Source organism: Stutzerimonas sp. 21-1 (assembly GCF_056336065.1).
This window is the reverse complement of sequence record NZ_CM150500.1, coordinates 789,751-813,285: the sequence shown is the minus strand read 5'-3', so window position 1 is coordinate 813,285 and position 23,535 is coordinate 789,751. Positions and strand designations below refer to the sequence as shown.

21 protein-coding genes are annotated in these 23,535 nt (G+C 66.9%); 8 read left to right on the top strand and 13 right to left on the bottom strand.

The window, feature by feature from the left end; genetic code table 11:
* Positions 1–129 precede the first annotated feature (129 nt).
* The 3 genes from AC0ZJQ_RS03915 to AC0ZJQ_RS03905 all read right to left on the bottom strand — a co-directional run bounded on the left by AC0ZJQ_RS03915 (position 130) and on the right by AC0ZJQ_RS03905 (position 2,454).
* On the bottom strand, positions 130–1,380 hold the full coding sequence (locus AC0ZJQ_RS03915; protein WP_155551527.1) for an acyl-CoA dehydrogenase family protein: 1,251 nt from the start codon (positions 1,378–1,380) through the stop codon (positions 130–132).
* A gap of 173 nt (positions 1,381–1,553) precedes the next feature.
* Entirely contained in the window at positions 1,554–1,994 is a 441-nt protein-coding gene (locus AC0ZJQ_RS03910) for a CopD family copper resistance protein (RefSeq protein WP_008567016.1), read from the bottom strand.
* Positions 1,995–2,103: 109 nt separating this feature from the next.
* Positions 2,104–2,454 (bottom strand): hypothetical protein, encoded by a 351-nt coding sequence (locus AC0ZJQ_RS03905; protein ID WP_054093540.1) that lies wholly within the window; start codon positions 2,452–2,454, stop codon positions 2,104–2,106.
* Between the two features lie 215 nt (positions 2,455–2,669).
* Here AC0ZJQ_RS03905 and AC0ZJQ_RS03900 point away from each other — a divergent pair, with 215 nt between their 5' ends.
* Entirely contained in the window at positions 2,670–3,071 is a 402-nt protein-coding gene (locus tag AC0ZJQ_RS03900) for a DUF488 domain-containing protein (RefSeq protein ID WP_476477361.1), read from the top strand.
* A 7-nt stretch (positions 3,072–3,078) separates the two neighbouring features.
* On the opposite strand, the gene AC0ZJQ_RS03895 is transcribed toward AC0ZJQ_RS03900, so the two are convergent.
* Positions 3,079–4,071, bottom strand: a complete 993-nt coding sequence (locus AC0ZJQ_RS03895) for a TRAP transporter substrate-binding protein (RefSeq protein WP_476477360.1) — start codon at positions 4,069–4,071, stop codon at positions 3,079–3,081.
* 425 nt (positions 4,072–4,496) lie between these two features.
* Positions 4,497–6,053, bottom strand: coding sequence for a sigma-54-dependent transcriptional regulator (locus AC0ZJQ_RS03890; RefSeq protein WP_314019741.1), 1,557 nt, complete (start codon positions 6,051–6,053; stop codon positions 4,497–4,499).
* Positions 6,054–6,308: 255 nt separating this feature from the next.
* Between AC0ZJQ_RS03890 and phhA the strand changes: the two genes are divergently transcribed.
* The 3 genes from phhA (at position 6,309) to AC0ZJQ_RS03875 (ending at position 8,864) form a co-directional block, all read left to right on the top strand.
* Positions 6,309–7,094 (top strand): phenylalanine 4-monooxygenase, encoded by a 786-nt coding sequence (gene phhA, locus AC0ZJQ_RS03885; protein WP_008567022.1) that lies wholly within the window; start codon positions 6,309–6,311, stop codon positions 7,092–7,094.
* Between the two features lie 220 nt (positions 7,095–7,314).
* On the top strand, positions 7,315–7,671 hold the full coding sequence (locus AC0ZJQ_RS03880) for a 4a-hydroxytetrahydrobiopterin dehydratase (RefSeq protein ID WP_008567023.1): 357 nt from the start codon (positions 7,315–7,317) through the stop codon (positions 7,669–7,671).
* Positions 7,671–8,864, top strand: a complete 1,194-nt coding sequence (locus tag AC0ZJQ_RS03875) for an amino acid aminotransferase (RefSeq protein ID WP_476477359.1) — start codon at positions 7,671–7,673, stop codon at positions 8,862–8,864. Before AC0ZJQ_RS03880 ends, AC0ZJQ_RS03875 begins: the two co-directional genes overlap by 1 nt.
* Positions 8,865–8,889: 25 nt before the next feature.
* Here AC0ZJQ_RS03875 and AC0ZJQ_RS03870 read toward each other — a convergent pair whose 3' ends face one another.
* Positions 8,890–9,843, bottom strand: coding sequence for a helix-turn-helix transcriptional regulator (locus AC0ZJQ_RS03870; protein WP_458989297.1), 954 nt, complete (start codon positions 9,841–9,843; stop codon positions 8,890–8,892).
* A 172-nt stretch (positions 9,844–10,015) separates the two neighbouring features.
* Between AC0ZJQ_RS03870 and AC0ZJQ_RS03865 the strand changes: the two genes are divergently transcribed.
* The 4 genes from AC0ZJQ_RS03865 (at position 10,016) to rimA (ending at position 14,360) form a co-directional block, all read left to right on the top strand.
* Complete coding sequence (locus AC0ZJQ_RS03865) at positions 10,016–12,157, top strand: TonB-dependent siderophore receptor (RefSeq protein ID WP_476477358.1); 2,142 nt, start codon at positions 10,016–10,018, stop codon at positions 12,155–12,157.
* Positions 12,158–12,208: 51 nt separating this feature from the next.
* A complete protein-coding gene (locus AC0ZJQ_RS03860; protein WP_008567364.1) occupies positions 12,209–12,514 on the top strand; it encodes a DUF2218 domain-containing protein in 306 nt (101 codons plus the stop codon).
* Positions 12,511–13,428 (top strand): alpha/beta hydrolase, encoded by a 918-nt coding sequence (locus tag AC0ZJQ_RS03855; RefSeq protein ID WP_314019738.1) that lies wholly within the window; start codon positions 12,511–12,513, stop codon positions 13,426–13,428. Before AC0ZJQ_RS03860 ends, AC0ZJQ_RS03855 begins: the two co-directional genes overlap by 4 nt.
* 137 nt (positions 13,429–13,565) lie before the next feature.
* Complete coding sequence (rimA, locus tag AC0ZJQ_RS03850; RefSeq protein WP_008567366.1) at positions 13,566–14,360, top strand: S6 modification regulatory phosphodiesterase RimA; 795 nt, start codon at positions 13,566–13,568, stop codon at positions 14,358–14,360.
* Between the two features lies 1 nt (position 14,361).
* On the opposite strand, the gene AC0ZJQ_RS03845 is transcribed toward rimA, so the two are convergent.
* The 7 genes from AC0ZJQ_RS03845 to AC0ZJQ_RS03815 form a co-directional block, all read right to left on the bottom strand.
* Positions 14,362–15,045: a type 1 glutamine amidotransferase domain-containing protein gene (locus AC0ZJQ_RS03845; RefSeq protein WP_314019737.1), complete on the bottom strand. Its 684-nt coding sequence runs from the start codon at positions 15,043–15,045 to the stop codon at positions 14,362–14,364.
* Between the two features lie 122 nt (positions 15,046–15,167).
* Positions 15,168–17,057 carry a methyl-accepting chemotaxis protein gene (locus AC0ZJQ_RS03840; RefSeq protein WP_476477357.1) on the bottom strand — a complete coding sequence of 630 codons (1,890 nt, stop codon included), beginning with the start codon at positions 17,055–17,057 and terminating at the stop codon, positions 15,168–15,170.
* A 165-nt stretch (positions 17,058–17,222) separates the two neighbouring features.
* Positions 17,223–18,683 carry a sodium-dependent transporter gene (locus AC0ZJQ_RS03835; RefSeq protein WP_476477356.1) on the bottom strand — a complete coding sequence of 487 codons (1,461 nt, stop codon included), beginning with the start codon at positions 18,681–18,683 and terminating at the stop codon, positions 17,223–17,225.
* A 78-nt stretch (positions 18,684–18,761) separates the two neighbouring features.
* Positions 18,762–19,412 (bottom strand): maleylacetoacetate isomerase, encoded by a 651-nt coding sequence (gene maiA / locus AC0ZJQ_RS03830; protein ID WP_476477355.1) that lies wholly within the window; start codon positions 19,410–19,412, stop codon positions 18,762–18,764.
* 76 nt (positions 19,413–19,488) lie between these two features.
* Positions 19,489–20,568, bottom strand: coding sequence for a 4-hydroxyphenylpyruvate dioxygenase (gene hppD / locus AC0ZJQ_RS03825; RefSeq protein ID WP_476477354.1), 1,080 nt, complete (start codon positions 20,566–20,568; stop codon positions 19,489–19,491).
* A gap of 294 nt (positions 20,569–20,862) precedes the next feature.
* Positions 20,863–22,272, bottom strand: a complete 1,410-nt coding sequence (locus AC0ZJQ_RS03820) for a sodium-dependent transporter (protein WP_102827627.1) — start codon at positions 22,270–22,272, stop codon at positions 20,863–20,865.
* 109 nt (positions 22,273–22,381) lie between these two features.
* Positions 22,382–23,476: a Glu/Leu/Phe/Val dehydrogenase dimerization domain-containing protein gene (locus tag AC0ZJQ_RS03815; RefSeq protein ID WP_008567372.1), complete on the bottom strand. Its 1,095-nt coding sequence runs from the start codon at positions 23,474–23,476 to the stop codon at positions 22,382–22,384.
* Positions 23,477–23,535 lie beyond the last annotated feature (59 nt).

The window sequence follows — 23,535 nt, the reverse complement described above, 5'->3', positions numbered from 1 at the left end:
ATCTGACCATCCGGATGAATTTCAGGGTAGGCCACATCGCTCGAAGTGCTACCGGGCGATGATCGTGCAGATTAATCCGCTCGCGTGACGGCCTGGTTAACCGCCGGAAGGCCGTAGGTCCGGCTCCGCTCAGTGATGCCGCCCCGGCGTGAGGTACGCGGCCGTAGCGCCACGATTGGCCTCGCTGGCCTTGAGCTCCATCTTCGCCACACTGCGCAGATGCACCTGATCCGGGCCATCGGCGAAGCGCAGCGCGCGGCCACCCGTCCACATATCGGCCAGCGGCGTATCCGGCGTCAGCCCCATCGCACCGTAGACCTGGATCGCACGATCCACCACGCGGGTATGCATGCGCGGCACCAGCGCCTTGATCATGGCGATTTCCCGGCGTGCCGCCTTGGCGCCGACTTCGTCGATCATCCACGCCGTCTTGAGCACCAGCAGACGCGCCTGCTCGATCTCGATGCGCGACTCGGCGATCCAGTCGGCGACATTGGAATACTGCTGCAGATACTTGCCGAACGCCTTGCGCTCCTGGCAACGCTCGACCATCAGCTCCAGCGCCAGCTCCGCCTGGCCGATCGAGCGCATGCAATGGTGGATGCGTCCCGGTCCGAGGCGGGCCTGGGCCATCATGAAACCGTCGCCCTCGGGCCCGAGCAGATTGCTTGCCGGCACTCGCACATTCCTCAGCAGCAGCTCGCTATGGCCTTCCGGGGCGATGTGGTTCATCACCGGAATGTTGCGCACCAGCTCCACACCGGGGGTGTCGAACGGCACCAGGATCATGCTCTGCTGGTGGTGAGGCTCGGCGGCGGGATCGGTCTTGCCCATCACGATCAGCAACCGGCAGTCCGGGTGCGAGGCGTTGGTGATGAACCACTTGCGACCATTGATCACGTAATCGTCGCCGTCACGGCGGATCAGCGTCTGGATATTGGTGGCGTCGGACGACGGTACGTCCGGCTCGGTCATGGCGAAGGCCGAGCGGATCTGCCCCTCGAGTAGCGGCAGAAGCCAGCGTTCACGCTGCTCGGGCGTGGCAAACAGGTGCAGCAGTTCCATGTTGCCAGTGTCCGGCGCGTTGCAGTTGAACACCTCGGAGGCCCAGTGCACGCGCCCCATGATCTCAGCCAGCGGTGCGTACTCCAGGTTGCTCAGCGCAGTGCCCGGTTCGTCTTCGTGCAGTGACGGCAGGAACAGGTTCCATAGCCCTTCGGCACGCGCCAGCGCCTTGAGATCGTCCATGAACGATACCGGATACCGACCCGCCGCCACTTCGGCATGCCAGGCACCGATGCGCGGCACGATGTACTGATCCATGAAGGCGCGGAGCTGCTGACGCAGCGCCTCCACGCGCGGGCTGTAGGCGAAGTTCATGCGGTACCCCTGCTGATCGAGTGCGATGCAGCCACCTTAGCCGGGGCAACGACGAACGCAATGAGCCTGCAGCGGCTGAATCGGGCGCAATCAGCGTCGCGACAAGCGGCATCGGTCTTGACGGAAATCATCATCAGCGGCGGCGAACCTGCTAGGCCCGCACACCGACGCGACTACCAGTGGACGTAGAACATCGCCTTGGCCAGCACCACGATGCCGACCATCTGCAGGAAGATCGCCCAATGGATGGCGCTGTAGCGCGCCGGCGTCATCCGCCCGCTGCGCAGCAGGATCGCCACCAGGCCGAAGGTGAAGAACACGCCGACGGCCAGCAGGATCTTCAGGCTCAGCAGCATCCCGAAGCTGCCGGCAAACGGCTCGGCCAGCGCCTGGCGGTGAAACCAGGCCAGGCCGATGCCGGCGCCGTAGACGAACAACACGACCCAGTGCAGCACCACCCGCGAGCGCGCGCCGACCGCTCTATCCAGCTGCTGCGCGACCGACTCGCCGAGCTGCGGACGAATCCTGGCAAGAATCGCCACTTCGACGAACAGCGTGCCGATGAAAAAGATCGCTGCCAGCAGGTGCACAACATGCAGCACGGAATAGGTCATCGCAGGCTCCTCGGACAAGACAGGCGCACGATCATCCCTCAGCGTTACCCGGGAGGCCAAGCGCTGCGGGCATATCGACCGGCTGACGACAGTCCCGTCGCACTACCGCTCAAGGGCGCATCGCGGTGATCTCGGCGCCGTCGCGGCGGATATGCTGGCCCTCCAGGAAACTGCCGTCGGAGCTGCGGATACGGTCGATGCTGCCATCGTCCTTGCGCACCACGTACAGCGTCTGCTCCAGCCCGGCGGCGTCCTGCACACCGCTACCCAGTAGCCAGCCCAGCCCGCCACCAACCAGCGCGCCTATCGGCCCGCCTACCGCGCCGACCATGAAGCCACTGAGCCCACCGAAACCACCACCGACCGCATGATCGGGGTGAACCTCAAGAATCTCGTCGGCGTGAACGGATGCCGAGATCAGGATGGCGGCGCTGGCTGCTGCTACGATCAACTTTTTCATGGGGATGCTCCTTTTGACGTTTGTGAGATGTCGCACCCCAAGAACACTTCACGAAGCGTGCCGCTTTCTTAACCATTGAAAATCAATGAGTTAACATTTCAAATGGTAGATATGACCTGCGACATCAGGGTTTAAATAACAATCAGACGAGGTATTTAATACCAAGCAAGACGCTCGGTCTTTCTCACCCGATGCTGAAAAGAAGGAGTCCGCCGATGATCCAGTGCAAACGCGCCTATCTGCCAACGGCCGACGAGGATGGCCAGCGCGTCTTGGTCGATCGACTCTGGCCGCGTAACTGCCGCAAGGAAGATTTGCCACTCGATGGCTGGCTGCCGCAGCTGGCGCCCACCACGGCGCTGCGACGCGAGTTCAAAGGAGGGCTGCTGGATTTCGCCACGTTCCGCCAGCGCTACCGGCAGGAACTCGCGGCGCATCCCGAGCATTGGTGGCCGCTGCTGGAGCGTGCCGCGGGTGGCACGCTCACACTGGTTTACGCCGCGCGGGACGAACGAGAGAACAACGCGCGGGTGCTCGCCGAATGGCTGGAAGAGGAACTGGAACGCCGCGCCGATCCCAGCTCGCCGACCTGTTACGCCGGCAAGCCGCTGGAATGAAACGCGCTCAGCGCCGGTTGACGGTCAGCGCCGCACGGATCACGTCGGCACCAATGTCTGCCTCGTAGGCCTGCCACACCGGCTGCATCTTCTCGCGCCAGGCCTGGCGCTGCTCCGGCGACAGGCTGATCAGCTTGCTACTGCCGCTGGCGAGAACGCGATCGCGATCGCGGCGGTTCAGCGCTTCTGCTTCCTCGTTCACCACCGCGGTCACCTCGACGATGATGTTCTCCAGCTCCGAGCGCGTCGCGAACGGAATGCTGCGCCAGAACTCGGCATTGGTGACCAGCATGTAGGCGAGCACACCGTGATTGGTTTCGGTGATGTACGGCTGCACGCTGTGCATGTTCTGACTGGCGATGTTCGACCAGGGATTTTCCGCCCCCTGCACCACGCCGCTCTGCAGCGACTTGAACACGTCGGCGAACGGCAGGCGCACCGACTTGGCGCCAACGGCGGCGAACTGTGCCTCCAGTACCGCCGACGGCTGCACGCGGAACGCCAGGCCGCTGGCGTCGCTCGGCAGGCGCAACGCCTGGGTGGCGGAAAGCTGCTTGAGACCGTTGTTCCAGTAGGCCAGGCCATAGATACCGCTGCCGGCCATCGAGCGCAGCAGCTCGCGGCTCTTTTCGCGGCTTTGGAAACGCTTGACCGCTGCCTCGTCATCGAACAGGAACGGCAGATCGAAAACCTGCAGCTTGCGCGTGTACTTCTCGAACTTCGACAGCGAGGGCGCCAGCAGCTGCACCCGGTTGTCCAGCAGTGCCTGCATCTCGTCGGCATCGCCCACGAGGCTGGAATTGGCGTAGACCTCGACCTTCACCTGGCCGGCCAGACGTTGCTCGACCAGCTGCTTGAACAGCAGCGCCCCCTTGCCCTTGGGCGTATCGTCCGCCACCACGTGGGCGAGCTTGATGACGATCGGCTCCGCGGCGCTGGCGGCCGACAGCCCCAGCAGAGACAGCGTCGCGACCAGCGCGGTGACACAAGACTTGAACATCGAAAGCTCCCAGAAACGGCTGCGCGACGACGGTGCCTCGTGAGCGCCGGTCGCGTCGTTGATCGGATAAGTGCAATGGCGCGGCCAGGCGGCGCGAACCATTCGGGCGAATGGCCGGTTCGTGGCAACCAAGGCTGCCGACCGGTCTTTATTGGCGTTTGGTCCTGCGTGCGCCACGACAACCAGTCGCGGCGCAGGCCGCGGCGAGTCTTCGGCAAGCGGCTGCGGCAGACAAGCGCAAGCGACTTGGTCGGCGCCGGTTTCGCGAACCCGGTCACGCCGTTGCACACAGAAAGGCAGCGAAACGAAATTGACCAGCCAGTCACTTTACAGGCACGCGATGAGACAAGCGCCCAGACGCATCTGCGCACCTGAATTGCTAACGCTGCTGCAATCCCCAGCGCGGCGTTTGCCCCACGCGGGCCTCAGTCCTCCCGACCAATGCCGTACTCGCGCAGCTTGTTGGCAATGGTGGTGTGCGATACGCCCAGCCGCTTGCCCAGCAGCCGGCTGCTGGGATGCTGCTGATAGAGGCTTTCCAGCACGGCCTTCTCGAAGCGCCCGACGATGCTTGCCAGATCGCCGTCCAGGGCGAAGTCGCCCAGCGGCTGCGCTGCACCGTAGGCCGGCAGGCGGATGTGCTCCGGCTCGATGCGCTCGTCATCGCAGAGCGAGACCGCCTGAAACAGCGTGTTCTCCAGCTGGCGCACGTTGCCCGGCCAGTGATAGCCGGCCAGGCGCGCCAGCGCGGCCGTCGACAGCGTCGGCAACCGGCAGCCGATCTGCCGGCTGGCCTGGTCGATGAAGTGCAGCGCCAGCGGTTCCAGCCCGTCGAGACATTCGCGCAGCGGCGGAATGTGCAGCGACAGTACGTTGAGCCGGTGGTACAGGTCCTGGCGAAACTCGCCCTTGGCGCACAGCTCGGACAGATCGACCTGCGTCGCGCAGATCACCCGTACATCCAGATAGACCTCCTCGTCGCTGCCCACCCGGCGAAAGCCGCCGTCCTGCAGAAAGCGCAGCAACTTGGCCTGCAACCGCGCGCTCATCTCGCCGACACCGTCGAGGAACAGCGTGCCGCCGGCGGTGAGTTCCAGCAGCCCCAGCTTGCCTTCCGGGCGCGCGCCCTCGAAGGCGCCGGGGCCGTAGCCGAACAGCTCGGTCTCGGCCATCGACTCGGGCAGCCCGGCGCAATTGAGTGCCATGAACGGCGCCTGCCCGCGCGGGCTGGACAGGTGACAGGCACGCGCCAGCAGCTCCTTGCCGGTGCCGGTTTCGCCCTCGATCAGCAGCGGCGCGTCCAGCGGCGCCATGCGCCGGGCCTCGCGCACCACTGCCGCCATCATCTTCGAGCTTTGGAAAATACTGTCGAAGCCGCGCAGCTCCTGCTTGCGCACGTTGTAGATGCGCTCGCCGACCTGATCGGCGCGGTGCAGCGTCAGCACCGCGCCGGCCAGCGCCTCGCTGTCGTCGTGCTGCGACTGCAGCGGTGCGATGTCGGCGAGGAACACCTGTCCCTTGATCTGCACCCGCAGGCCATTGATGCGCGCCTTGTTCGCCCGCACCAGCTCGGGCAGATCGAAATCCTCGGCATAGCGCGACAGGCTCAGCCCCGGCACCTCGTCCACCCGCACGCCGAGCAGCTGCGCCGCGCAGCGATTCGCCGCGACGATGGCGCCGCTCATGTCGACCGAGAGCACCGGAAAGTCCAGTGCGCCGAGCAGCGCGTTGAGTTCCAGCGAATGCCGCTCGCTGGGCATCAGGCTGACCTTGCGCAGCTCGAACACGCCGGGCAGCGCCTCGATCTTCGGCCGCAGGGCCTGCAGCTGCAGGTTCATCAGGTTCGGGCAGTGCAGGTAGATGGCATTGCCCTGCTCGCCCCCGACCTCACCGCGCGCCACGTTGATGCCGTAATCGACGAGCAGGTTGAGCATGTCGCGCAGGATGCCGACGCGGTTCTGGCAAAGGATTCGGATACGCATACGCGGCCCTTTTGTTGTTATGCGGCGAGTTATTCGCAAGCCAGGCTTGATTATCGTCAAGATTATTTGACGAACGCAGCCGCATACAAGGCGATCACCACGCCGCCGGGCGGATTCGTAAGACTTTCTTTACATCCAGCCGCAAGCGAAGTGCGCTCGGCCTTCGCACGCCTACTACCCAACGCCCGCGCCGGCACGTTCAGATGAGGCATCCATAACAACAAGACTCAGGCGGCCACCCGCTCAGGAGGTCCGATGAACACCACGCCCTATGTCGCCCGCGAACCGGACGCGCACGGCCACATCCACTACCCGGACGCCGAGCACGCCGTCTGGCAGACCCTGATCGAACGCCAGCTGAAGCTGCTCGACGGGCGCGCCTGCCCGGAATACCTGGCCGGCATCGAGCAACTCGACCTGCCCCGCGAGCGCATTCCGCAGCTCAGCGAAATCAACCGCGTGCTGCAGGCCACCACCGGCTGGCAGGTCGCTCGCGTGCCGGCGCTGATCCCGTTCCAGACCTTCTTCGAGCTGCTGGCGAGCAAGCGCTTCCCGGTCGCCACCTTCATTCGCACGCCGGAGGAACTGGACTACCTGCAGGAGCCGGACATCTTCCACGAGATCTTCGGCCACTGTCCGCTGCTGACCAACCCGTGGTTCGCCGAGTTCACCCACACCTATGGCCAGCTGGGCCTGGCGGCGAGCAAGGAGGAGCGCGTCTACCTCGCGCGGCTGTACTGGATGACCATCGAGTTCGGCCTGGTGGACACGCCTGAAGGCCGGCGCATCTATGGCGGCGGCATTCTTTCCTCGCCGAAGGAAACGCTCTACAGCCTGTCCGCCGCGCCCGAGCACCAGCCGTTCGACCCGCTGGAGGCGATGCGCACGCCTTATCGCATCGACATCCTGCAGCCGCTGTACTTCGTGCTGCCGGACCTGCACCGGCTGTTCGAGCTGGCCCACCAGGACATCATGGCGCTGGTTCACCAGGCCATGCGCCTGGGCCTGCACCAGCCGAAGTTTCCGCCCAAGGCAGCGTAGGGTGGAAAACTGCGGAGCGTTTTCCACGCGCCGGTTCGGTCACGACTCCGCTGGTTGAATGACGCCGCAAGGCTCATCTCCCAACCGCGACGAGATCTTTCGACGGCGTGGCGGACGAACCCAACGCGTGGACAAGCCTGCGGCGTTGTCCACCCTACGCCTTCAATTCACCTAGGCTTTGCCAACGACTTTCACCCAACAGACAGAAGGGACCGACACCATGACCGCTCTCGCCCAAGCCCAATGCGAAGCCTGCCGCGCCGATGCGCCGAAGGTATCCGATGAAGAACTGGCCGAGCTGATCCGCGAAATCCCCGACTGGAACATCGAGGTGCGCGGCGACCACATGGAGCTGGAGCGCGTGTTCCTGTTCCGCAACTTCCGCCACGCGCTGGCGTTCACCAACGCGGTCGGCGCCATCGCCGAGGAAGTCGGCCACCATCCGGCGCTGCTCACCGAGTGGGGCAAGGTCACCGTGACCTGGTGGAGCCACGAGATGCGTGGCCTACACCGCAACGACTTCATCATGGCCGCGCGCACCGACCAGCTCGCCGCCACTGCCGAGGGTCGCAAGTGATGCATTTCGGCCAGATACCCCGCGTCCCCGGCGACCCGATCCTCGGCCTGCTGGATGCGTTTCGCGCTGACGCCAACCCGGCCAAGCTGGACCTCGGCGTCGGCGTCTACAAGGACGCCCACGGGCAGACGCCCATTCCCCGCGCGGTGAAGCTGGCCGAGCAGCGGCTGGTCGACAGCGAGAAGACCAAGAGCTACATCGGCGGCCACGGCGATGCGCAGTTCGGCGCCTTGCTGATGCGGCTGGTGCTCAGCCCGCGCGCCGTGGCACTCGCCGAGGACCGCGCCGGCTGCACCCAGGCGCCCGGCGGCACTGGCGCGCTGCGCCTGGCCGGCGAGTTCATCGCGCGCTGCCTGCCGGGGCGCAGCCTGTGGCTGAGCGACCCGACCTGGCCGATCCACCAGACGCTGTTCGCCGCCGCCGGCGTGCCGCTGCGGCACTACCCGTACGTCGGCGCGAACAACCGCCTGGATCGCGAGGGCCTGTTCGCCGCGCTGGAGCGCATCCCGACGGGCGACGTCGTGCTGCTGCACGCCTGCTGCCACAACCCGAGCGGTTTCGACCTGAACCAGGACGACTGGCTGCGCGTGTTGGAGATCGTCCGCAGCCGCGAGCTGCTGCCGCTGTTCGACTTCGCCTACCAGGGCTTCGGCGAGGGGCTGGAGGAAGACGCCTGGGCGGTGCGGCTGTTCGCCGAAACGCTGCCGGAAGTGCTGATCACCAGCTCCTGCTCGAAGAACTTCGGTCTCTACCGCGAGCGCACCGGCGCGCTGATCGTCATCGCCGCCGGTCACGAGCAACTGCTGGATGTGCGCAGCCAGCTGGCCGCCCTCGCCCGCGGGCTGTGGTCCACGCCGCCGGCGCACGGCGCCGCGGTGGTGACGACCATTCTCGCCGACGACGCGCTGCGGCAGATCTGGCAGGACGAGGTGGAAAGCATGCGCCAGCGCATCGCCAACCTGCGCAAGGGCCTGGTGGAAGCGCTGACACCGTACGGGCTGGCCGAGCGCTTCGCGCATATCGCCGAGCAGCGCGGGATGTTTTCCTACACCGGGCTTACCGCCGCGCAGGTGCGCCGGCTTCGCGCCGAGCACTCGGTGTATCTGGTCGAAAGCGGTCGCGCCAGCGTCGCCGGGCTGGATGCCGAGCGACTGGACGCACTGGCCCGCGCCATCGCCAGCGTGAGCGGTTAGCCGGCCGGTTGGGCGAACGAAGCCGTCACAGCCGCCCGCGCACCTGCCGCGGGCTGATGCCGAACTGGCGCTTGAACGCCGTGGCGAAGTTCGCCGGGCTGTTGTAGCCGGCGCGCCAGGCGGCCTCGTTCACGCTGATTCCTTCGCGTTCCAGCGCCTGTCGCGCCTGCAGCAGGCGGCGAGCGCGGTGATACTCGAAGATCGTCATGCCGCGCGCGGTGCGGAACTGGCGCTGCAGGGTGCCGGCGTTGACGCCCATCTCGCGGGCGATGCGCTCGAGCGTCCAGGCGTCTGCCGCTCCGCTGTCGAGCAACTCCTGCAGTCGCTGCACGCGTAAGCCTTCCTGCGGGCGCAGCCCCGCCTCAGGCGCGGCCTCGGCAAGGCTGCCCAGCGCCTCGCAGGCGATATCCAGCGCGCGGCTTTCCAGATACAGCCGTTCGAGCAGCGGGTCGTAGCCCGTCGGGCTGAGCATCTGTTCGGCCAGCGTCAGCAGCCGTGCCGATGGCTGCCACACACGCGGCGCCAGATGGCTCTGCAGGAAGCGCCGCACCGCGCTGCCGGCCTCGGCGCCGGCGTTGTCGAACCATTCCGGCGCCAGACTCACCACCAGCTTGCGGATATGCCGACCACGGCGGGCCTGACGACGGAACAGCACCGGTTCGGTCATCGCCAGCGCCACGCCCTGCGGACGCTGGCGGCGATCCGCCTGGCCGAAGCTGAGCGCCAGGTCGCCGTAGCTCACCTCGCTCTGGCCGTCGAGGAACAGCACGAACGACAGGCGCGGCTGCACCGGATTCTCCGCGACGAAATCCTGCAGCTCCTGGTAATCCGACCAGTGCAGCGACAGCCCCTCGCGCAGCTGCACCCAGCCGACCCTGCCGAAGAACAGCCGGTCGTCCTCCGGGCGCGCCAGGCGCAGCCCCGGCTGGCTGGCTGCCGGCAGCTCGCCGCGACGGATGAGGTGATCAGGTTGCTGCATGGCGCAAATCCCCGGAAGACGGATCGCAAAGCAAATGTTCGCTCGCACAAAGGTTCGGCCGAGGCCGTGGTGGCAGACTACGCGCCGCCATTCTCGGATGCAAATCGTTATCATTTGTGCAATCGTGGGACAGTCGCCAACCTGCCCCGCCGCTTGCGACAGGAGCCGCAACATGGACCGCACCACCCGCCCTTCCCGTTTTTCCCGTCACTGGCTGCTGCTCGGCCTGCTCGCGCCGTTTCCGCTAAGTGCGCTGGCGCAGGGCGTCACGCCGCCGGAGCAGGCGGTGGAACTGGAAAGCATCACCGTCGAGGGCAATCGCCTGTACGACATGGCGCCCTCCGAGCAGGGCGGCGGCTACGCCGTGCCGGCCGCCACCGTGGGCACCAAGACGCCCGCCGAGCTGCGCGACATTCCGCAGTCGATCACCGTCTACACCAGCGATTACATCCGCGATCGCCAGTTCGTGAACCTCGACGATCTCGCCAAATACACCGCCGGCCTGCGCACCCTGACCAACGACAGCGGGCGCTCGTCGATCTATGCGCGCGGCTACGAGTACGACGAATTCAACATCGACGGCCTGCCCGCGCCGATGGCCAGCATCAACGGCACGCTGCCGTCGCTGTCGCCGTTCGACCGGGTCGAGATCATGCGCGGACCGTCGGGCCTGTTCAGCAGCACCAGCGAGATGGGCGGCATCGTCAACATGGTGCGCAAGCGCCCGACCCGCGAATTCCAGGGCAGCCTCACCGGCCGCTACGGCAGCTGGGACCAGAACTACCAGGAAGCCGACTTTTCCGGCCCGCTCGATGCAGACGGCCGCGTGCGCGGGCGCATGGTCGCCTCGCGCGCCGATACCAACGGCGAGGTCGACTACAACGCCAACACCAGCGAGAGCTTCTACGGCGCGCTCGACGTCGACCTCAGCGACGCCACGGTGATGTCCTTCGGGTTGATCCACCAGACCAAGGACATCGTCCCGCACAACGGCTACCCCGCCGCCACCGACGGCAGTCTGCAGCACTTCAGCCGCTCGACCTACCTGGGCGCCGACTGGGGCGACTTCGACGGCCGCAGCACCGATGCCATCGCCGAGCTGACCCACCGCTTCGACAACGGCGGCTACGGGCGCATTGCCGTGCGCGGCTCCAAGCGCGCCACCGACTACCTGTATGCCTTCACCGGACGCAACGCCAGCACCGGCGTGACCAACCTGGCCTACACCGCGCGCGACCTGGAGCAGGACACCCTCGCGGTGGACGCCAACTACAGCCAGCCGTTCGCCCTGCTCGGCCAGGTCAGCGAATTCGTCGTCGGCACCGACTTCAAGCGCTACGAGACCGACTACGCCGATGCGCGCGGCAACCTCGGCGTGATCGACGTCGACAGCTACCACCCGAGCGACAAGCCGCGGCCGAACGTCACCTTCGGCACGCCCACCGAAACCGACGAGCGCGAGGCCGGGCTGTACGCCAAGCTGACATTCCGTCCGTTCGAGCGCCTGGCGCTGATCGGCGGCGCCCGCGTCAGCAGCTACACCGGCGAAAACAGCACGGCCGCGCATGATGTGCGCGAAAGCGGCCATGTCACGCCCTACGGCGGGCTGGTGTTCGACCTCGATGCGCAGCACTCGCTGTATGCCAGTTACTCGCAGGTGTTCAAGCCGCAGACCGAGGCCGACGCCGGCGGGCGCATCATCGAGCCGCGCGAAGGCGAGCAGTACGAAGTCGGCATCAAGGGCAGCTACTACGGCGGCGATCTGAATGCACGCCTGAGCGCCTTCCAGCTCACCGACGAGAACCGCGCCACCGGCGCTATCGACGACTTCGGCGTGCCGCTCAACGGCGTCTACGAAGCCAGCGGCAAAACCCGCATCCGCGGCGGCGAACTGGAAGTCAGCGGCTACCTGACGCCCGACTGGGAGCTGCTGGCCGGCTACACCTACATGAAGAGCGAGAACCTGGCCGGCGACGAGAACGCGCTGTTCGCCCTCATGCCACGCCACCAGGCCTCGCTGTGGAGCAAGTACACGCTGCCCGGCGGCCCGTTGCGCGGCCTCGGCCTCGGTGCCGGCATCAGCGCCATGAGCGACTTCAGCATCGAACGCGCCGGCAGCCCGCGACTGAGCGCACCGGGTTACGCGGTGGTCGACGCCAAGCTGTCCTACCCGCTCACCGACAAGCTGACCGCCACCTTCGACGCCAACAACCTGCTCGACCGCAAGTACTACTCGCGGGTCGGCAGCGTCGGCACCTTCAACTTCTACGGCCCGTCGCGCAATTTCGTCGTCGGCGCGCGCTACGAATTCTGAGCCACCCCACTGCCGGCCTGCGGGCCGGACCACCCTGCAAGGAGATTGCCCGTGCCCCAGTTCCATGCCGTCGTACTCACCCCGCGCGCCGCGCGCAACATGACCCGGCTGTTCAAGCACTTCGCCCACAAGGGCGAGGTCGAACTCGACGAAACCCGCGCCCGCGTGCAGTTCCCCTTCGGCAGCTGCCGCATGCTCGCCGAAACCGACCGCCTGCTGATCGACTGCCAGGCCGAGGCCGGCGAGGCGCAGAAGCGTCTGAGCCTGGTCATCGCCGACCACCTCGAACGCTTCTCCGGCGAAGAAGCGCTCAAGGTGCACTGGCAGGACGGCGCGCTGCCGCTGACCCACGCATGAAGCGCCTCACCCTGGCCACGCTCGCGCTGCTGAGCGTGCCGACCCAGGCGGCCACGCCAGCGGCGTCCGCCTGGCAGGCCGTGACGCTGCCGCAGACCGAGCGGCGCGTGCTGCATTCGCGCCACACCGGACGCGACTACCAGATATTCCTGTCCCGACCGACGCAGCCGGCGCCGCCCGGTGGCTATCCGGTGCTCTACGTGCTCGACGGCAATGCGCTGTTTCCGGCGCTGGCGCTGCAGGCCCAGGCGCTGGAAGCGCGCCCCGAGCCGACGCTGCGCAACAGCGTGCTGGTGGTCGGCGTGGGTTATCCGGGCGCCGCGCTGTACGACTTCAAGGCACGCGCCGAGGACTACACGCCGCACGCCGAGGACCGCCAGCGCCTGCCCGGGCGCGAGGCTCCGCCGTCCGGCGGTGCCGGGCGATTCCTGGACTTTCTGGAAAGCGAACTCAAGCCGCTGATCGCCGCGCGCCATCCGGTCGATCCCGCGCAGCAGACGCTGTTCGGCCACTCCTACGGTGGGCTGTTCACCCTCTACACGCTGCTCAACCGGCCGCAGGCGTTCAGCCGCTACGTCGCCGCCAGCCCGTCGATCTGGTGGTATCAGGGCTATGTCGAACGCAGCCTGGCCCGCTTCGAGCGCCAGCTGCAGCAACATCCGGCGGGCAGTCGGCTACTGATCACCGTCGGCAGCGCCGAACAGCCGGCCGCCGACGATCCGCAGGACGATCCGCGCCGGCGCCACATGGCCGAGCGGCGCATGGTCGACAACGCCCGCGACTTCGCCGAACGCCTGGGCGCGATGCCCGGCATGCACGTCGAGCTGCGCATCAACCCGGACGCCAACCACGGCAGCAACACGCACCACAGCAGCGTGCAGGCGCTGGAGTGGGCGGCCGCCGCCGCGGAGTGAGCGCAACCCGGCGAGTCGACGTGCAGCAGTCAAGAAAGTCCCGCGCCGACCGATAGCAGCTCATCGCGCCCGTGCGCGCGGCTGTTCGCCGCGGGCGGCGCATCCGGGCACTGGCTGCCAATCGACGAGGACTTTCGATGTATCGCCGCTCCACCGACTGCGAGTCCCCGCTCGCCCGAGCGTCCTGCGAAGGCTGCCGCAACGGCCAGGCGCTGGATTTCAGCTTCGCCTATGCCTATCAGCCGATCGTCAACCTGCGCGAACGCCAGCTGTTTGCCCACGAGGCGCTGGTGCGCGGCCCGGCCGGCGAGCCGGCACCGAGCGTGCTGGCCAAAGTCACCGAGGACAACCGCTACCGCTTCGATCAGGCCTGCCGGGTCGAGGCGATCCGCACCGCGGCGGCGCTAGACATGCAGACACGGCTGTCGATCAACTTCATGCCCAACGCCATCTATCGCCCGGAGCTGTGCATCCGCTCCACGCTGGAGGCGGCGCAGCAGTATGGCTTCCCCATCGAGCGGATCATCTTCGAGACGGTGGAAGGCGAGGAGATCGACGACGGCAAGTGGCTGGCCGAGGTACTGCGCGAATACCAGCGCATCGGCTTCATGACCGCCATCGACGATTTCGGCGCAGGCTTCGCCGGGCTCAACCTGCTGGCCGACTTCCAGCCCGACCTGATCAAGCTGGACATGGACCTGATCCGCGGAATCGACAGCAGCCGCTCGCGGCAGGCCATCGTGCGCGGGGTGACGGAGATCTGCCGCGAGCTGGACATCCGCCTGATCGCCGAGGGCATCGAAACCCTCGATGAATGCCTGTGCCTGGCCGACCAGGGCATAGAGCTGATGCAGGGCTACCTGTTCAGCAAGCCGCTGTTCGGCGCCTGCGCCAGCGCCGAAAGCCTGGCCTGGCCCGAGCTGCCGCGCTGAATCAGCCGGCGCGCAGCAGCTCCAGCAGCGCCGCCGCCGCGGCCTCCGAGGAGGCCGGGTTCTGCCCGGTCACCAGCTGGCCGTCGACCACCACGTAGGGCGCCCAATCCGGCCCCTTGCTGTAGTTGCCGCCGCGCGCCTTGAGCCGGTCTTCCAGCAGGAAGGGCACCACGTCGGTCAGCTCCACCGCCGCTTCCTCACCGTTGGTGAAGCCGGTGACGCCGCGTCCCTTGATCAGGAACTCGCCATCCGCGCCGCGCACCTCGGTCAGCACCGCCGGCGCATGGCAGACCGCCGCGACCGGTTTGCCGCTGCGTGCGAAGGTCTCGATCAGTTCGATAGCGTGGCGGTCACGCACCAGGTCCCAGAGCGGGCCATGGCCGCCGGGAAAGAACAGCGCATCGAAATCCGCCGCCGAGACCTGCGCCAGCGGCACGGTGCTGGCCAGCGCGCGCTGCGCCTCGGCATCCGCCTTGAAGCGCCGGGTGGCTTCGGTCTGCGCCTCCGCTTCGTCGCTCTTGGGATCCAGCGGCGGCTGCCCGCCTTTGGGCGAGGCCAGCGTGATGGCGGCGCCGGCGTCGCGCAGCACGAAGTACGGCGCGGCGAATTCCTCGAGCCAGAAGCCGGTGGGCTTGCCGGTGTCGCCCAGCCGGTCGTGGGATGTGAGCACGATGAGCACTTGCATGGAGCCTCCTGAAGAACGCGCGGGTTGAGCAGTTGTGACTGCCAATCGCCGCGCGATGCTCCGTTGCGCGCTCGCGCGCATGAAAAAGGGCGCCGCAGCGCCCTTTTTTCAATCCACCTGGTTCAGATGCGGAAGCTGCCGACCAGCTGCTTGAGGCGGGTGGCCTGCCGCTCCAGATCGCCACAGGCCTGCAGGGTCGACTGCAGGTTCTCCACGCCCTGCTGATTCAGCGTGTTGATCTCGGTGATGTCCATGTTCAGCGACTCGATCACCGCGGTCTGCTCCTCGGTGGCGGTGGCCACCGACTGGTTCATGCCGTCGATCTCGCCGATGCGCTGCGTCACCTCGCCGAGGCGCTCGCCGGCGCGGTCGGCAATCGACACGCTGGCTTCGCTCTGGCGTTGGCTTTCGGTCATGGTCTGCACCGAGGCGCCGGCGCCGACCTGCAGCTCTTCGATCATCTGCTGGATTTCCTGCGCCGAACTCTGCGTACGGTGCGCCAGGTTGCGCACCTCGTCGGCGACCACGGCGAATCCGCGCCCGGCATCGCCGGCACGCGCGGCCTCGATGGCGGCGTTCAGCGCCAGCAGGTTGGTCTGCTCGGAGATGCCCTTGATCACTTCAAGGATGTGGCCGATGTCGACAGTCTTGGCGTTGAGCGTCTCGATCTGCGCGCAGGAGGCGCTGATCTTGTCGGACAGCTGGCGCATCGCGGCGATGTTCTGCTCGACCACCTGACGCCCGTCATCGGCCTGCAGGCGCGCGTTGCTGGCGTGCTGCGAGGCGTCGGCGGCGTTGCGGGCGATCTCCTGTGCGGCGGCCCCCAGCTCGTTGATCGCCGCCGCCACGCTGTTGGTGCGGCTGGACTGCTCGTCGGAGTTGGACATCGAGGCGTTGGAAGCGTCGAGCACCCGCTGCGCCACTTCATGCACCGCCTGCGTCGCCGACGACACCTCGCGGATCGAGCCGTGGATGCGCTCGACGAAGCGGTTGAAGGCGCCGGCCAGCTCGCCGAACTCGTCATTGGATTGCACGTCGAGGCGGCGGGTCAGGTCGCCCTCGCCTTCGGCGATATTGCCCATCGCCCGCCCCATGTCGGTCAGCGGACGCATCAGCACGCGGATCAGCAGGCCCAGCAGCAGCAGGATGAAGGCCACCGCCGCGACGGTCGCGATCAGCGCGGTGGTGCGGAAACTGCTGAGGCTGGCGTAGGCCTTGTCGCGATCCAGCGAGATGCCGACGTACCACTGCACCGACGGCAGCCCCTTCACCGGACTGAAACCGAGCACGCGCGGCGAGCCATTGAGTTCGGCCTCGACGTAGCGGCTGTCGAGCGACGGCGTGTTCTGCGGGTAAACGTCGCGCAGCGTCTTCATCACCATCTGCTGGTTGGGGTGGACCAGCACCTTGCCGTCGCCGCTGACCAGGAACGCATAGCCCATGCCGTTGAAATCCAGCGCGTTGATGATCTCCACCAGCGCCTTGAGCTCCAGGTCGCCACCGACCACGCCAAGGGTCTGCGCGCCGCTCTTCGCCGGAGTGGCGATGGACAGGATCAGCTGCCCGCTGGCGGCATCGACATAGGGTTCGGTCAGCGTCGAGCCGCCGGCGGCCACGGCGTCCTTGTACCAGGGCCGGGTGCGCGGATCGAAGTCGGCCGGCATCTCATCGTAGGGACGCAGCAGGAAGCTGCCGTCCTGGCCACCGAGGTAGGTGAAGGCGAACGTCGAGGTCAGCGCACGCTGCTCGAACAGGCTGGCCACGCGCTCGCTGCTGTTGTCGGCGGCGACCGATTCGGCCGCGCCTTCCACCAGCAGAATGCGGCCGGAAAGCCAGTTCTGGATGTTGTTTGCCGTGACCTTGCCCATCTCGTCGAGGTAACTCTCGAGATTGGCGCGGATGGCGTTGCGCTGCAGGTAGTCGTTGTAAAGGGTGAACAGCGCGAAGGTCGCGATCACCACCAGCGATGCGGCCAGCAGGATCTTGTGGCTGAACTTGAGGCGACTGGGCATTTTGAGGGGCGTCCGATTGACTGACTGGGCGCATCCTGCGGAATGTGAAAATCCTTGATCTCAGTCAGCTTCTCGGCCGTCCGTCGGGAAACTTGAACGCAGCGGTGTAGCTCGTGACCGCCCGGTCCGCACGCCAGCACCGCGCCGGCGTGCGGACCGCTCGGCTCAGCGTCCGGCCAGCGCCGGCATCACCCGTGGGCGCAGGCCCTCGCCGAGCATGCTCAGCAGCGCGATGGCGCCGACGATCCAGTACCAGCGCGCCAGCGGGTCGAAGCCCAGCCAGCCGAGGGCATGCAGGAACACCATGAGGATCATCACCGGGCTGACGTAACGCACCATGAACAGCCACAGCGCATGTCCGGCCGGCGACAGGCCCAGCTCGTCGCGCATGATCTCCGAGCGCAGGCAGTAGCCGGCCAGCACCACCATGCAGATTCCGCCCAGCGGCATCATCCAGCGCGAGGTGATGTAGTCCAGCCCGTCGAACAGCGTCATGCCGAACAGCTTCCATTCCGCGCCGAGGTTGAACGACAGCATCGCCAGCAGGCTGATCACGATCAGCACCGCACCGGAGCTGGCGGCGGCGCGGGCGCGGCTGATGCCGTGCTTCTCGTTGAGGTAGGCGACCACCGCCTCGATCATCGAGATCGCCGAAGTCAGCGCCGCCACCGAGACCATGGCGAAGAACAGCACGCCGAACGCGGTGCCGAACGGCATCTGCTGGAATGCCAGCGGCAGGCTCATGAAGATCAGCCCGGGGCCGGCGCTCGGGTCCATGCCGTTGGCGAAGATCACCGGGAAGATCGCCAGCCCCGCCAGCAGCGCCACACTGGTGTCGGCGATGGCGACGATGACGGTGGTGCGGGCGATGGACTGGCCGTCGGGGATGTAGGAGCCGTAGGTGAGAATCGCCCCGGAGGCCAGGCTGAGGGTGAAGAACGCATGGCCCAGCGCCGCCAGCAGCGCCTCGCCGGTGATCTTCGAGGCATCGAAGCTGAACAGGAAGGCAAAGCCCTCGGCGAAGCTGCCGTTGGTGAACGAATAGCCCACCAGCACGATGAGCATCACCGCCAGCCCCGGCATCATCCAGCGGAACGCCCGTTCGACACCGGCCTGCACGCCCTTGCCGACGATCCACAGCGTCAGCAGCGCGACCAGCAGGCTCCAGCCGCCGAGCGCCCACGGATCGGCGTTGTGCGCCTCGAACACCTGGCCGAGCGCTTCCACGCTGGGCGCGGCGAGCGAGCCGTCGAGCATCTTCCAGGTGTAGGAAAACGCCCAGCCGGCCACCACCACGTAGAAGCACAGGATCAGGAAGCCAGCGAGCATCGCCATGCCGCCGACCAGCTTCCACGCCGGGTTGCCGTCGTTCTCGCGCACCACGCGGCCGATGGCGTCGATCGGGCTGCCGCGCCCGCGCCGGCCGAGGGCGATCTCGGTCATCATCACCGGAATGCCGATGGCGAGGATGCACGCCAGGTACATCAGCACGAAGGCACCGCCGCCGTATTCGCCGGTGATGTAGGGGAATTTCCAGATATTGCCCAGGCCCACGGCGGAGCCGGTTGCAGCGAGGATGAAACCCCAGCGCGAAAGCCAGAGGTTCTTCGGTTTTTCACGAGTCATGCGTCACCTGTTTGTTTTTATCTGTGACGGAATTCGGACCGCCGCACCGTGGCGCGACGGCATGCAAGGCACCACGGATCATTGAGTGTCGGGCTGCACCTCCGGAGCGGCGTTGCGGAAGGCTTCCAGCGCCTCGCAGCGCTCGGTGAGCTGGCGGATGCGCGGGAATGGCGCGAGATCGCAGGCAAAACGGCGCGCGTTGTACACCTGCGGCACCAGGCACGCCTCCAGGTAACCGGGGCGGTTGCCGAGCGAGAAGCGCTCGCCGAAGGCGTCCAGCCCCTGCTCCACCGCCGCGAGGCCGGTAGCGACCCAGTGGCGATACCAGGCGTCCTTCGCCGCATCGTCCACGCCCAGTTCGCCGCTGAGGTACTGCAGCACGCGCAGGTTGTTCAGCGGATGGATCTCGCAGGCGATGTGCAGTGCCAGCGCACGCACCTGCGCCCGTTCCAGCGGATCGCCGGGCAGGATCGCCGGCACCGGAAACACCTCCTCGAGGTATTCCAGAATCGCCAGCGACTGCGCGATGCGCGCGCCGCCGTTGACCTCGTCCACCAGCAGCGGCACCAGCTGCTGCGGATTGAGCGCGCGGTAGTCGGCGGCGCGCTGCTGTCCGCCGTCCTGCACCAGATGCACCGGCACCTGGCGATACGCCAGGCCCTTGAGGTTGAGCGCGATGCGCACGCGGTAGGCGGCGCTGGAGCGCCAGTAGGAATAGAGGGTCAGCATGAGGGCTCCGGTTCCGAGGTGCGGTTCGATCGAAGAGACGGTGGAGTGGATGGGCATCCGCCATCCACCCTGCGCCTCACTCGCCGATCACGCCGCGGCGCAGCTGGTCTTCCTCGATGGATTCGAACAGCGCCTTGAAGTTGCCTTCGCCGAAGCCCTGGTTGCCCTTGCGCTGGATGATCTCGAAGAAGATCGGGCCGATCACCGTGTTGGTGAAGATCTGCAGCAGGATGCCGTCATCGCCCGGTGCACCATCGATCAGGATATTCAGCTCACGCAGCACGTCGGTCGGCTCGCCGTGGCCGGCGACGCGGGTGTCGACCTTCTCGTAGTAGGTGTCCGGGGTGGTCATGAAGTCCACGCCATTGGCACGTAGCTGGCGTACGGTGGCGTAGATGTCGTCGGTGGAGAGCGCGATGTGCTGGATGCCCTCGCCGTGGTACTCGCGGATGAATTCCTCGATCTGCGATTTGTCGTCGGCCGACTCGTTGATCGGGATGCGGATCTTGCCGCAGGGCGCGGTCATGGCGCGGGAGAACAGCCCGGTGAGCTTGCCCTCGATGTCGAAGTAGCGAATCTCGCGAAAGTTGGCGATGCGCTCGTAGAAGCCGGACCACACGTCCATCTGCCCGCGACGCACATTGTGGGTCAGGTGATCGATACACATCAGGCCGACGGCATTGTCGTTCGGCGTGCGCCCTTCGATGTACTCGAAGTCGACGTCGTAGATGCTCTTGTCACCGTAGCGGTCGACGAGATACAGCAGCGAGCCGCCGATGCCCTCGACGCAGGGGATGTTCAGCTCGCCGAAATTGGCGTGGCTGCCGACCAGCTTGGCGCCCTGGGACTCGACGTAGGCGGCGGCCTGCGCGGCGTTCTTCACCCGGAAGGCCATGGCGCAGGCGCTCGGGCCGTGCTTCTCGCCGAACTCGCGCACATGCCCGGTGGGGCTGCCGTTGAGCACGATGTTGATGTCGTGCTGCTGGAACAGCCAGACCTCCTTGGAGCGGTGCTTGGCGGTTTCGGTGAAGCCCATCTGGGTGAACAGCGTGCGCAGCTGCTCGATGCCTTCGGCATTCGGCGCGGTGAATTCGACGAACTCGAAGCCATCGGTACCGATGGGATTGTGTTGCTCGATCTTGCTAACGGCGTTCATTGCGCCTCCTGTTTCTTGTTATCGATTCGCTGAAGTCCGCAGACTCCTGCACGCATGGCTGAGGTCATGACAAACCAGCGCAGGCGGCGAAACAAGCGGGCTGCGGCCGCCTGGGCGAGCCGCATACCGGCGGCGCCGTCAGCTTTTCCTTACACCGCGCCAACCGCGCTCCGGCGCGGCCATCCGGCTTGCCAGGCGTAACGAAAAGCTGACAACCGCCTGCGACAGGCTGCCGCACGGTGGATAAGCGCTGCGCGCATTCGGATGTGCCACCGCGCGGCCTGGTCCACGCGCTCAGAGCACGCCGATCAGGTTGAGGAACACCAGCGTGATCGCCACCGGCGTGCCGTAACGCAGCAGGTTCCACCAGGCGTTGAACCAGCCCGGCTGGGCGATGCCGATGGCCTCGCGCACCGCTTCCTTCTGCAGTACCCAGCCAGTGAACAGCACCGTGCCCAGGCCACCCAGCGGCATCAGCCAGTTAGCAGTGAGGTAGTCCATGCTGTCGAAGAAGGTGTGACCGAACAGCTGATAATCAGCCCAGTGGTTGAACGAGAACACGCTGGCCAGGCTCATCAGCCACAGCACCGCGCCGGTCAGCAGCACCGCGCGGGTCCGGCTGACACCGAAGCGCTCGTTGAGCCAGGCGATGCCAGGCTCGCTGAGCGAGATCGTCGAGGTCACCGCCGCCAGTACCAGCATCACGAAGAACAGCCCGCCGAATACCTGGCCCAGCGGCATCTGGCCGAAGGCGATCGGCAGCGTGACGAAGATCAGCCCCGGCCCCGCTCCCGGCTCCAGGCCGTTGGCGAAGACCAACGGAAAGATCGCTAGCCCGGCGAGCAGTGCCACCGTGGTGTCGGCCAGCGCGACCAGCAGAGAGGTCTTGGCGATCGACACGCCCTTGGGCAGGTACGAGCCGTAAGCCATCATCGCGCCGCAACCGAGGCTGAGGGTGAAGAACGCATGGCCGAGGGCGAGCAGGAAGCCCTCGGCGCTCAGCTTGGAGAAGTCCGGTACGAAGAGAAACGCGGCGCCGCGGGCGAAGTCGCCGGCGATTGCCGCATAACCAACCATGCCCAGCAGCAGCAGGAACAGCCCCGGCATCATGAAACGCAACGCCCGCTCCAGGCCGTCGCGCACACCCAGACCGACGATCAGCATGGTCACCGCCAGCACCGCCGAGCCGTACAGCACCAGCCGCAGCGGATCGGCCAGCAGCGCGTCGAACTGCGCCGTGCTGGCGGCCGCATCGGCGCCGCTGAACGCGCCGCCGAGCGTCGCCGGCACATAGGCCAGCGCCCAGCCGGCGATCACCACATAGAAACTCAGGATCAGAAAACCGGTGAATGCGCCGAGCCAGCCGACCTTGCGCCAGTGCGCGCTGGCGCCGGCCAGGGCGGCCAGCCGTGCCACCGAGCCTGCCGGGTTCTGCCGACCGGCGCGGCCGATCATCACCTCGGCCATCAACAGCGGTATGCCGATGGTGAGGATGCAGGCCAGGTACACCAGCACGAAGGCGCCGCCGCCGTTCTCGCCGGTGATGTAGGGGAATTTCCAGATATTGCCCAGGCCCACCGCCGAGCCGGTGGCGGCGAGGAAGAACACCCAGCGCGAGGACCAGAGGCCGCGGGCGGCGCTGGATTGCGGACGAGCGAGCGCGCCGGCGAGGCTGCCGGCGGCGAGGCTGCTTTTATCGGTCATTGCGGATTCCTGCTTGTTGTTTTTGTCAGGTCGGAACGAACGGAGCGCGCGGCCGGTGCGTATGGCACCGGCGCGGCTCGAGAGATGCCGGCCGAACGGCCGGCGCGGGTCACGATGCCTGGCGCTGAAGCGCCTCGGGCTGCGCGTCGCCACCGGCCTGCAGGCGTTCCAGCGCCAGGCGGTCGGCGATCACCGAGGTCGGCTCGCCGCTGGCGGCGGCACGGGTAAAGATCTGCTGCAGGGTGTCGCCGATGGCGCGCACGTGGGCATCGCTCTGCGCGGCGCTGCCGCCGATGCGCTGGTAGTAGACGTCGATGATGCCGCCGGCGTTGATCGCGTAGTCCGGCGCGTACAGCTGCTCGCGCCGCTGCAGTTCGGCACCGATTTCCGGCGTGGCCAGCTGGTTGTTGGCGGCACCGGCGATCACCGGGGCGCGCAGCATCTCCAGGGTCTGCTCGTTGAGGATGCCGCCCATGGCGCAGGGCGCGAACACGTCGACGTCCAGGCCGTAGATGTCCTGCGGGCGCACCACGTTGGCGCCCAGTTCTTCCATGGCCTGCTGCACGTTGGCGTCGAAGATGTCCGCCACCCACAGCTCGGCGCCGGCCGCCTTGAGGTGTCGGCCGAGGCCCAGGCCGACATGGCCGACACCCTGGATCGCCACCTTCAGCCCGGTCAGGTCGTCCCGGCCGAGGCGATGACGCACCGCGGCCTTGAGACCGACGAACACGCCGAGCGCGGTGGACGGCGACGGGTCGCCGCTGGCGATGCTGCCATCGAGCAATGTACGCGGCGTCGCGCCCATCACGTGGCGGGTGCGCTGGGCGAAGGCCTGCATCTCGGCATCGCCGGTGCCGGAGTCGGCGGCGGTGATGTAGCGGCCGCCGAGGCTCTCGATGAAATCACCCATCGCGTGCAGCAGCGCCTGGCTCTTGCCAGTGTGCGGGTCGCCGATGATCACCGCCTTGCCGCCGCCGAGCTTGAGCCCGGCCAGCGAGGATTTCAGCGTCATCCCGCGCGACAGGCGCAGCACGTCGCGCAGGGCGTCGTCGTCGTTGGCGTAGGGGAACATCCGGCAACCGCCCAGCGCTGGGCCCAGGCGGGTGTTGTGAATGGCGATGATGGCTTTCAGACCCGATGCCTGGTCATGGCAGAAGACCACCTGTTCATGGCGGTCGAAGTCGGGGTGAGCGAAGACGGACATGGCGTTACCTCGTGGTTGTTGTCAGGTTGCGGCCCCGCCGGCGCGGGGCTCTGGGCAAA

Excerpts from the sequence above, each read along its gene's own strand:
- AC0ZJQ_RS03915 (WP_155551527.1), bottom strand. The coding sequence starts at position 1,380 with ATGAACTTCGCCTACAGCCCGCGCGTGGAGGCGCTGCGTCAGCAGCTC.
- AC0ZJQ_RS03910 (WP_008567016.1), bottom strand. The coding sequence starts at position 1,994 with ATGACCTATTCCGTGCTGCATGTTGTGCACCTGCTGGCAGCGATCTTT.
- AC0ZJQ_RS03905 (WP_054093540.1), bottom strand. The coding sequence starts at position 2,454 with ATGAAAAAGTTGATCGTAGCAGCAGCCAGCGCCGCCATCCTGATCTCG.
- AC0ZJQ_RS03900 (WP_476477361.1), top strand. The coding sequence starts at position 2,670 with ATGATCCAGTGCAAACGCGCCTATCTGCCAACGGCCGACGAGGATGGC.
- AC0ZJQ_RS03895 (WP_476477360.1), bottom strand. The coding sequence starts at position 4,071 with ATGTTCAAGTCTTGTGTCACCGCGCTGGTCGCGACGCTGTCTCTGCTG.
- AC0ZJQ_RS03890 (WP_314019741.1), bottom strand. The coding sequence starts at position 6,053 with ATGCGTATCCGAATCCTTTGCCAGAACCGCGTCGGCATCCTGCGCGAC.
- phhA (WP_008567022.1), top strand. The coding sequence starts at position 6,309 with ATGAACACCACGCCCTATGTCGCCCGCGAACCGGACGCGCACGGCCAC.
- AC0ZJQ_RS03880 (WP_008567023.1), top strand. The coding sequence starts at position 7,315 with ATGACCGCTCTCGCCCAAGCCCAATGCGAAGCCTGCCGCGCCGATGCG.
- AC0ZJQ_RS03875 (WP_476477359.1), top strand. The coding sequence starts at position 7,671 with ATGCATTTCGGCCAGATACCCCGCGTCCCCGGCGACCCGATCCTCGGC.
- AC0ZJQ_RS03870 (WP_458989297.1), bottom strand. The coding sequence starts at position 9,843 with ATGCAGCAACCTGATCACCTCATCCGTCGCGGCGAGCTGCCGGCAGCC.
- AC0ZJQ_RS03865 (WP_476477358.1), top strand. The coding sequence starts at position 10,016 with ATGGACCGCACCACCCGCCCTTCCCGTTTTTCCCGTCACTGGCTGCTG.
- AC0ZJQ_RS03855 (WP_314019738.1), top strand. The coding sequence starts at position 12,511 with ATGAAGCGCCTCACCCTGGCCACGCTCGCGCTGCTGAGCGTGCCGACC.
- rimA (WP_008567366.1), top strand. The coding sequence starts at position 13,566 with ATGTATCGCCGCTCCACCGACTGCGAGTCCCCGCTCGCCCGAGCGTCC.
- AC0ZJQ_RS03845 (WP_314019737.1), bottom strand. The coding sequence starts at position 15,045 with ATGCAAGTGCTCATCGTGCTCACATCCCACGACCGGCTGGGCGACACC.
- AC0ZJQ_RS03840 (WP_476477357.1), bottom strand. The coding sequence starts at position 17,057 with ATGCCCAGTCGCCTCAAGTTCAGCCACAAGATCCTGCTGGCCGCATCG.
- AC0ZJQ_RS03835 (WP_476477356.1), bottom strand. The coding sequence starts at position 18,683 with ATGACTCGTGAAAAACCGAAGAACCTCTGGCTTTCGCGCTGGGGTTTC.
- maiA (WP_476477355.1), bottom strand. The coding sequence starts at position 19,412 with ATGCTGACCCTCTATTCCTACTGGCGCTCCAGCGCCGCCTACCGCGTG.
- hppD (WP_476477354.1), bottom strand. The coding sequence starts at position 20,568 with ATGAACGCCGTTAGCAAGATCGAGCAACACAATCCCATCGGTACCGAT.
- AC0ZJQ_RS03820 (WP_102827627.1), bottom strand. The coding sequence starts at position 22,272 with ATGACCGATAAAAGCAGCCTCGCCGCCGGCAGCCTCGCCGGCGCGCTC.
- AC0ZJQ_RS03815 (WP_008567372.1), bottom strand. The coding sequence starts at position 23,476 with ATGTCCGTCTTCGCTCACCCCGACTTCGACCGCCATGAACAGGTGGTC.